8 protein-coding genes are annotated in these 7,493 nt (G+C 66.6%); 4 read left to right on the top strand and 4 right to left on the bottom strand.

Annotation, left to right across the window (positions count from 1 at the left end; genetic code table 11):
* Positions 1-204: 204 nt before the first annotated feature.
* Both AC51BJ_RS02385 and AC51BJ_RS02380 read right to left on the bottom strand, forming a co-directional pair.
* A complete protein-coding gene (locus tag AC51BJ_RS02385) occupies positions 205-612 on the bottom strand; it encodes a hypothetical protein (RefSeq protein ID WP_496279213.1) in 408 nt (135 codons plus the stop codon).
* A gap of 318 nt (positions 613-930) precedes the next feature.
* A complete protein-coding gene (locus AC51BJ_RS02380) occupies positions 931-1,701 on the bottom strand; it encodes an SDR family NAD(P)-dependent oxidoreductase (protein ID WP_496279212.1) in 771 nt (256 codons plus the stop codon).
* Positions 1,702-1,842: 141 nt separating this feature from the next.
* On the opposite strand from AC51BJ_RS02380, the gene AC51BJ_RS02375 reads away from it, so the two are divergent.
* Positions 1,843-2,742, top strand: a complete 900-nt coding sequence (locus AC51BJ_RS02375; protein ID WP_496279211.1) for a LysR family transcriptional regulator — start codon at positions 1,843-1,845, stop codon at positions 2,740-2,742.
* 835 nt (positions 2,743-3,577) lie between these two features.
* Here AC51BJ_RS02375 and AC51BJ_RS02370 read toward each other — a convergent pair.
* Positions 3,578-4,324, bottom strand: a complete 747-nt coding sequence (locus AC51BJ_RS02370; RefSeq protein WP_496279210.1) for a pirin family protein — start codon at positions 4,322-4,324, stop codon at positions 3,578-3,580.
* 63 nt (positions 4,325-4,387) lie between these two features.
* The gene (locus AC51BJ_RS02365; protein WP_496279209.1) at positions 4,388-4,828 is read right to left on the bottom strand and encodes a DoxX family protein; all 441 of its coding nucleotides are present in this window, start codon (positions 4,826-4,828) and stop codon (positions 4,388-4,390) included.
* Between the two features lie 156 nt (positions 4,829-4,984).
* On the opposite strand from AC51BJ_RS02365, the gene AC51BJ_RS02360 reads away from it, so the two are divergent.
* From AC51BJ_RS02360 to AC51BJ_RS02350, 3 genes are all read left to right on the top strand, one after another.
* Entirely contained in the window at positions 4,985-5,878 is an 894-nt protein-coding gene (locus tag AC51BJ_RS02360; RefSeq protein ID WP_496279208.1) for a LysR family transcriptional regulator, read from the top strand.
* Positions 5,879-5,960: 82 nt separating this feature from the next.
* Complete coding sequence (locus AC51BJ_RS02355) at positions 5,961-6,566, top strand: TetR/AcrR family transcriptional regulator (protein ID WP_496279207.1); 606 nt, start codon at positions 5,961-5,963, stop codon at positions 6,564-6,566.
* Entirely contained in the window at positions 6,563-7,486 is a 924-nt protein-coding gene (locus AC51BJ_RS02350) for an alpha/beta fold hydrolase (RefSeq protein ID WP_496279206.1), read from the top strand. The genes AC51BJ_RS02355 and AC51BJ_RS02350 overlap by 4 nt, the downstream gene beginning before the upstream one ends.
* The last annotated feature ends 7 nt before the right edge of the window (positions 7,487-7,493 follow it).

The following is a 7,493-nucleotide window of genomic DNA, read 5'->3' as shown; positions in this document are numbered from 1 at the left end:
AATCGACCGGGATGAGCTTCAGACCGTAGTCGGGCGTCTTGAATCGCGGCATCGCAAGGCTCCGGAGAGGCGATGCGGAATCATAACAACGGCATGTGAACGGATGAGGGTGGGGAGGGGTTTTTCTACAGCCTCAACGTTTGACATGAGGGGCGTCCAAGGGCGATAGCCCTTGGACGTCCCCCTCGATGGAAGGGTTAGGCGTCACGGCGTTGCCTTGGGTGCACAAAGCCACAGCGACACGATGAATTGCCCGAGCGCGAAAAGGATGCAAAGCAGTGCCCCAACGACAACATAGCGCATGCCCCAGAGATAGAAGCTTGACCTGGCGCTGCGGCACTGCGCCTCTTCCTTCTTGCCCTCGCTGGCTGACGCAATTGCCTTGACATCCCACATCTTGTACTGGTGCCGCCAGTAGGCAGCGAGGACGGCGAGGGCGAGACCCAACGTTGCGGCTGTGACGAACAGTAGGAAAGAGGTTCGGCCGGCCCACTTGACGATTGATTCCGCCTGAGCAAGCGCGGCGACAACCGCTCCTCCAGATACGGCCTGCAGCATGCCCACGACAAACGCCTCGTTGGCGAACAAGACCTCGCGATCAGTTTGTGCCACGTGCTCCTCCCTTTCTGACGCCTAACTTTGTTTTCTGGCGCAGTTTTGCGCCATAACTATGGACGGTGCCGGGTAAACAGACAGCCGTGACCGCTCTGAAACGCGCGTGGCAGCGTCATTATGGATGTTATGACTGTTCATTCATACAGTATTAAACGGATGTGAAAAACCTCACCCCTGATGCCGTCCGGTTTTTGATCACTGTACCGGAACATGCATCTGCCATCTACGCGGTCTACGGCTTCACGTACCGGGGACCGACCGGGCTCGTCGCGCGAATGGCGAGATCGTCCCGTGCGGTCTTCGGCGCTGGCCGGATCAGAGGTAAATGCCGCCCGCCACCTCGATCCGTTGCCCGTTGATCCAGCGCCCGCCGTCTGACAGCAGCGCGGCGACGGCGGCGCCGATGTCGTCCGGCAGGCCGACGCGGCCGAGGGCGGTCTGGTCGGCGATGGCGCCGTTCACTTGCGGGGTGTCGCGCACCATGCCGCCGGCGAAATCGGTTTCGATGGCGCCCGGCGCAAGCGTATTGACAGTGATGCGGCGCTCGCCCAGTTCGCGCGCCATGAAGCGCGTCAGCACTTCGACGCCGCCCTTCATCGTGGCGTAGGCGGCGAAGCCTGGCATGCTGAACCGGGCGAGGCCGGACGACACGTTGAGGATGCGGCCGCCGTCGGCGATCAGTGGCAGCAGCGCCTGGGTGAGGAAGAAGGGCGCTTTCAGGTGGATGCGGAACAGTTCGTCGAACTGCGCTTCGGTGGTGTCGGCGAAGGGGGCGTAGATGCCGATGCCGGCGTTATTCACCAGATAGTCGAAGTGGTCGCGCTGCCATTGCTGGCCGAGTGCCGACTTCAGCGCGTCGGCAAAGCCGGCGAAGCCTGTGCTGTCGGCCACGTCGAGCTGCAGCACGACGGCGCGAGCGCCTTCGGCGATCACTTCGGCGGCAGCGGCTTCCGCCTCGTCGCGATGGCTGCGGTAGGTGATGACGACATCCACGCCCTGGCGGGCGAGGTGCAGCGCCATGTTGCGGCCGAGGCCACGGCTGCTGCCGGTGATGAGGGCGATCTTGCGGTCTGCGTTCGTGCTCATGGATATCTCCTGGTAGTGAGGTCTGAAGGTGTGCGACGGGTATGTCGCCAGCACGGAATGAAGTCTATTGATCGGGTTTGTGGAGATAAATGCAGCAGGCTTTGTTACTCTGTTCGGAATATTTGGACAATAAGGCCGCTCATGGACCAGATTGAAGCGATGCGCATCTACAGCCGGGTCGCTGAGCTGGGCAGCTTCACCGCCACCGCCGAGAACCTGGGCCTGCTCAAATCGACGGTGTCGAATGCGGTGCAGCAGCTGGAAAGCACGCTCGGTACGCGACTGTTTCACCGCACCACGCGCAAGGTGCAGCTGACGCAGGACGGCCAGGCCTATTACGAGCGCTGCCGCGACCTCATTGCCGACTTCGACGAACTGAATGCGCTGTTCGCCGCTGGTGGGCAGGCCGACCTGCGCGGCCGGCTGCGGGTGGATCTACCGCTCGCCTTCGCGCGCGATCTGGTCATTCCGCGCCTGCCCGAGTTCCTGATGCGCCACCCGCAGCTTGAGATCGAGGTGAGCAGCACCGACCGCCGGGTCGATCTGGTGCGCGAGGGCTTCGACTGCGTGCTGCGCGTGGGCGCGGTCGGCGACCACAGCCTGATCGCGGTGCCGCTCGGGCGCTTCGAACAGTTCAACTGCGCCAGCCGGGCCTATCTTGAACAGCACGGCACGCCGCGCACGCTGGCCGACCTGGCGATGCACCGGCTGGTCCATTACGCGCAGACGCTGGGCGCGCGTCCTTCGGGCTTCGAATACGTATCGCCGGAAACCGGCGAACTGCTCAGCGTGCCGATGCAGGGTGTCATCACGGTCAACAACTCGGACGCCTACCGCGAAGCCTGTCGCGCCGGTCTCGGCATCATCCAGGCGCCACGTGTCGGCCGCTATCTGGACGACGAGACGCTGGTCGAAATCCTGCCCGACTATCGCGCCCCGTCCTTGCCGATCAGCCTGGTCTATGCCAACCGCCGCCATCTGCCGCTGCGGGTGAAGGCCTTCATCGAGTGGATGAAGACCGTGATGTTCGGGAGGATGTGAAGCCGGTCGCACGGATGTCCGGCGATGTCCGGTGACGGCTGCAATCGCGAGCAAGCTCGCTCCCACGGTCTTCGCTCCAGGTCTGAGCGGGGCCCTATGGAGGGCAGCGGTTGCTGCCAGCTCGGTCTGTGGACTTAACGCCGCGCGCTGCCCACCGCCGCTGTCGGGGTCAGAAGACCCCTCCCACAGGGCCCCGGCCCGAGCTCCGCTCGCGGATCGGGCGCGTCACCCTTGTGGGAGCGGTCTTGGCCGCGACGGGGCCGTTGCTGGCCGCTGGCTTTGATTCAGCTCGCTGTCGGGGTCAGAAGACTCCTCCCACAGAGCCCCGGCCCGAGCTCCGCTCGCGGATCGGGCACGGCCTCTTGTGGGAGCGGCCTTGGCCGCGACAGGGCCGTTGCTGGCCGCTGGCTTCGATTCAGCTCGCTGTCGGGGTCAGAAGACCCCTCCCACAGAAGCCCGGTTCGGGCTCAGGTCGCGGATCGGGTGCCCCACCCCTGTGGGAGCGGCCTTGGCCGCGACAGGGCCGTTGCTGTCCGCTGGCTTCGATTCAGGCCGCAGTCGGGGTCAGAAGACCCCTCCCACAGAATCCCGGTTCGGGCTCAGGTCGCGGATCGGGTGCCCCACCCCTGTGGGAGCGGCCTTGGCCGCGACAGGGCCGTTGCTGTCCGCTGGCGTCGATTCAGGTCGCCGTCGGGGTCAGAAGACCCCTCCCACAGAGCCCCGCCCGAGCTCCGCTCGCGGGTCGGGCGCGTCACCCTTGTGGGAGCGGCCTTGGCCGCGACGCTGCCTTTGAACGGCGCTGGCGTCCATTGCGGAGCGTCAGTGGAATGCGCCTTTAGTAGGCGGTTTCCACGGCCCGCAGGTCGAACACCAGCACTTCGGCGTCGCGCCCTTCGCTGAGCGACACCGCGTCGGCGCCGCGCAGCTTGAGGCCGTCGCCGGCGCCCAGACGCACGCCGTTCACGGTGACCTCGCCGCGCGCCACGTGCACATAGGCGTGGCGGTCGCCGCGCAGCGGCAGCGTGGCCGCCTCCTCACCGTCGAACAGCCCGGCATAGACCCGCGCGTCCTGGCGGATTCGGATGCTGCCCTCGGCGCCGTCCGGCGTGACGATGGGGCGCAGGCGGCCGCGCTTCTCTTCCGCCTTGAAGTGGATCTGCTGGTAACCCGGCGGCGTGCCGTGTTCGTCCGGCAGGATCCATATCTGCAGGAACTTCACCTGCTCGGTCTGCGAACCATTGAATTCGCTGTGCGCGATGCCGCGGCCGGCGCTGATCATCTGCACGTCGCCCGGGCGGATCTGCGAACCGTTGCCCATGGTGTCCTTGTGTTCGAGCACGCCGTCGAGCACGTAGGAAAAGATTTCCATGTCGCGGTGCGGGTGCATGCCGAAGCCGGCGCCGGGGGCGACGGTGTCGTCGTTGATCACCAGCAGGTCGGAGAAGCCGCGCTGCTTCGGATCGTCGTAGTGGGCGAACGAGAAGGTGTGGCGCGAACTTAGCCAGCCGTGTTCGGCGACGCCGCGCTGGTCGGCGGGACGGGTTTCGATGCTCGGGCGGGTGGCGAGGGTGGGGGTACTCATGTCGATCTCCTTTTGCTGCAGGGCGTCGCGCGGCGATGCCCTGCGTTCATGTGCGTTTCGTGTTCAGGCCGTGCGGCGGGCGTCGAGCGACAGGGCTCCGCCGCCGAAGGCGACGATCTGCAGCAGGCCGCCGGCGATGGCCACGTTCTTGAAGAAGTGGATGAACTGGTTCTGGTCGGCAAGATTGAAGTGGAAGCCGAAGGCGGTCACCAGACTGAAGGCGGCGATCGCGGCAGCGACCCAGCGGGTGCGGTAGCCGACAACCAGCGCCGCAGCGAGACCGATCTCGACGAACAGTGCGCCGGCGTAGGCGAGCTCCGGGAAGGGCAGGCCGACCGAAGCGATGTAGCCGATGGTGCCTTCGGGCTGAGTCAGCTTGCTGAAGCCGGCGAGCAGGAAGAGGGCGGCCAGCAGCACGCGGCCGGCAGCGGCGGCGATCTGGCTGGCGTCGGTGCTGCGGGCGGCCTGCTGAGCGGAGGAGGCCTGGATCGTCGAGGTGTTCATGGTCTGTCCTTTCGATAGTGTCTGGGGTTGTCTGCCGGTGCGCGTCCTGCTGTCGCAACCGATGGCTGAACTGTACTGTCGCGACCACGGTTGATAAATCGGCCTGGAATTGAAACACTGTCGCAATTGAGTTGACAGAGAGGCCTTGGTCACGGGATGAGCCAGCTCGGGGACATGCAGATTTTCGTCAGCACGGTCGATGCGCAGAGCTTTACCGCCGCCGCCGAGCGGCTCGGGCTGTCGAAGCAGCTGATCAGCCGCCGCATCATGGCGCTCGAAGAGCGACTGGGCGCCCGTCTGCTCGTGCGCACCACGCGCCGGCTCAGCATCACTGACACCGGGCGCGGCTTCTACGAGCGCGCCGTGAAAATCCTGCAGGACGTGGATGAGGCGGAGCAGCTGGTCGCCAATCAGAACGCGGCGCCGCGCGGCACGCTGCGGCTGTCGGCACCGATGTCCTTCGGCACGCTGCACCTGGGGTCGGCGATCGCGCGCTTCATGGCGACCTGGCCGGAAGTGACGGTCGAACTGGATCTGAGCGACCGCTTCGTCGATGTCGTGGGCGAGGGCTACGACATGGCGGTGCGCATCGGCCAGCTCGGCGATTCGTCGCTGATCGCCCGCGCCATCGCACCGACACAGCTCGTCTTCTGCGCCAGTCCCGGCTATCTCGAAGTGCACGGCCGGCCGCAGACACCGGCCGACCTGAAAGACCATCAATGCCTGCTGTACGGCCATTCGCGCAACGTCGAATGGCCCTTTCTCGACAAGGGCCGGCCGCACGCGCTGCCGGTCAGCGGCCGGCTGCGTGCGAACAACGGCGAACTGGCGCGCGATGCAGCCATCGCCGGCCTGGGCGTCACGCTGCTGCCCACCTTCATCGTCGGCGAGGCGCTGCGCGCCGGCAGTCTGGTCAGCGTGCTCGACGAATACGCGCCGGCGCCGCTGACCATCTACGCGGTGTACCCACAGCACCGTCAGCAGTCGCGCACGGTCAAGGTGTTCACCGAATTCCTGCGCAACACCTTCGGCAAGACCAGCTTTTCCTGAACGGCTGCGGGTTTGCGGGCGGTACGCACGAAGGCATTGAAATTTTCCTTGAAAAAAGCACGACCGTTCGTATTATTGCCCTATGGGCAAGGGAGAGCACACACGCACGGTCATACTCGAAGCGGCGCTGGCGCAGGCCAGCGAAAGCGGTTTCGAGTCGCTGACCATCGGTTCGCTGGCCGAACGCACCGGGCTGTCGAAGAGCGGCCTGTTCGCGCACTTCGGCTCGCGCGAGGAATTGCAGTGCGCGGCCATCGACATGGCGGCGCAGCTGTTTGCAGACACGGTCATGAAGGCGGCGTTTGCCGCGCCGCGCGGCGTGCCGCGGCTGTGGGCGATGTTCGAAGGCTGGCTGGGCTGGACGCAGCGCGGCGGTCTGGCGCACGGCTGTCCGATCCACGCGGCGTCGGTCGAGTACGACGACCGGCCGGGGCCGATGCGCGACCGGCTGGTCGGGCACTACCGCCTGCTGCAGCACGCGCTGGACAAGGCCGTGCGCATCGCCATCGACGCCGGCCATCTGCACGCCGACCTCGACATTGAGCAGTTCATTTTCGACATGTTCGCCATCGTGCTCGGCTATTACCACGCCGCCCGCCTGATGGACGACGCACGCGCCGGCGAGCGCGCGCGCGCCGCCTTTGCCCGCCTGCTCGCCGATTTCGCCGTTCCGGGAGCATTGCCATGAGTTCGATCGCCCTCCATCCGCCGCTGCGTGTGCGCCGCACGTCCGGTGCGTCGCTGGCGCCGGTGCTGCGCCATTATTTCCGCCTCGCCAGTCGCGTGGCACCCGAACTGGCGCGTCGGCAGGCCGAGCGCCTGTTCACGACGCCGCCGCGGCCGCGCAGTGCGGTATCGACCGCGTTGCCGGCGCGACGCGAAACGGTGAGCGTCGGTCGCCACGACATCGCCGTGTGGTCGGCCGGCCCGGCCGGTGCGCCGGCGGTGCTGCTGGCGCACGGCTGGGGCGGGTGCGGTGCGCAGATGGGTACGCTGGCCGCGGCGCTGCTGGCGGCCGGGCGCCGCGTCGTTTGGTTCGACCAGCCGGGCCATGGCGACAGCGGCCATGGCCGCGTCGGACTGCCGGATTTCGTGCAGGCGCTGCACGCGCTGGTGGCTACGCACGGACCTTTCGATGGCGCGGTCGGCCACTCGCTGGGCGGAGCGGCGATCGGCCTGGCGCTGCGCGAGCGGGCCGATTTCGGGCGCGCGGTGTTCATCGGCGCGCCGGCGTCGATGCGCGAGCACACGCTGCGCTTTTCGGCGCTGATCGGCATCTCGCCGCGCGTGCGCGAGGCGATGCGCCGTCGCATTGAGCACCGCTACAACGTCCGTTTCGACGATATCGACCGCATCGACGCGCTGAGGGACGTAAACGTGCCGGCGCTGTTCGTGCACGACGTCGATGATGCGCAGGTGCCGTTCGAACACGCGCTGCGCCTGTCGGCCGCGATGCCGCAGGCGCGGCTGCTGCGTACCTGGGGGCTGGGCCACAACCGGGTACTGAAGGACGCCGCCACCGTGGCCGCAGTCACTCATTTCATCTGTGGTGACGAGGCGCTACCGGAGGTACTGCCGGCCTTGCCGCAGCCCGCTCCGATCTACTGAACGGGCG

This window comes from Methyloversatilis sp. S146-33, from assembly GCF_059552495.1.
Note: the sequence above shows the minus strand (reverse complement) of the source record. Positions and strands in the feature narration are given on the sequence as shown.

Bases quoted from the DNA above. Each gene is read 5' to 3' on its own strand.
- AC51BJ_RS02380 (WP_496279212.1), bottom strand. From the start codon at position 1,701: ATGAGCACGAACGCAGACCGCAAGATCGCCCTCATCACCGGCAGCAGC.
- AC51BJ_RS02375 (WP_496279211.1), top strand. From the start codon at position 1,843: ATGGACCAGATTGAAGCGATGCGCATCTACAGCCGGGTCGCTGAGCTG.
- AC51BJ_RS02370 (WP_496279210.1), bottom strand. From the start codon at position 4,324: ATGAGTACCCCCACCCTCGCCACCCGCCCGAGCATCGAAACCCGTCCC.
- AC51BJ_RS02365 (WP_496279209.1), bottom strand. From the start codon at position 4,828: ATGAACACCTCGACGATCCAGGCCTCCTCCGCTCAGCAGGCCGCCCGC.
- AC51BJ_RS02360 (WP_496279208.1), top strand. From the start codon at position 4,985: ATGAGCCAGCTCGGGGACATGCAGATTTTCGTCAGCACGGTCGATGCG.
- AC51BJ_RS02355 (WP_496279207.1), top strand. From the start codon at position 5,961: ATGGGCAAGGGAGAGCACACACGCACGGTCATACTCGAAGCGGCGCTG.
- AC51BJ_RS02350 (WP_496279206.1), top strand. From the start codon at position 6,563: ATGAGTTCGATCGCCCTCCATCCGCCGCTGCGTGTGCGCCGCACGTCC.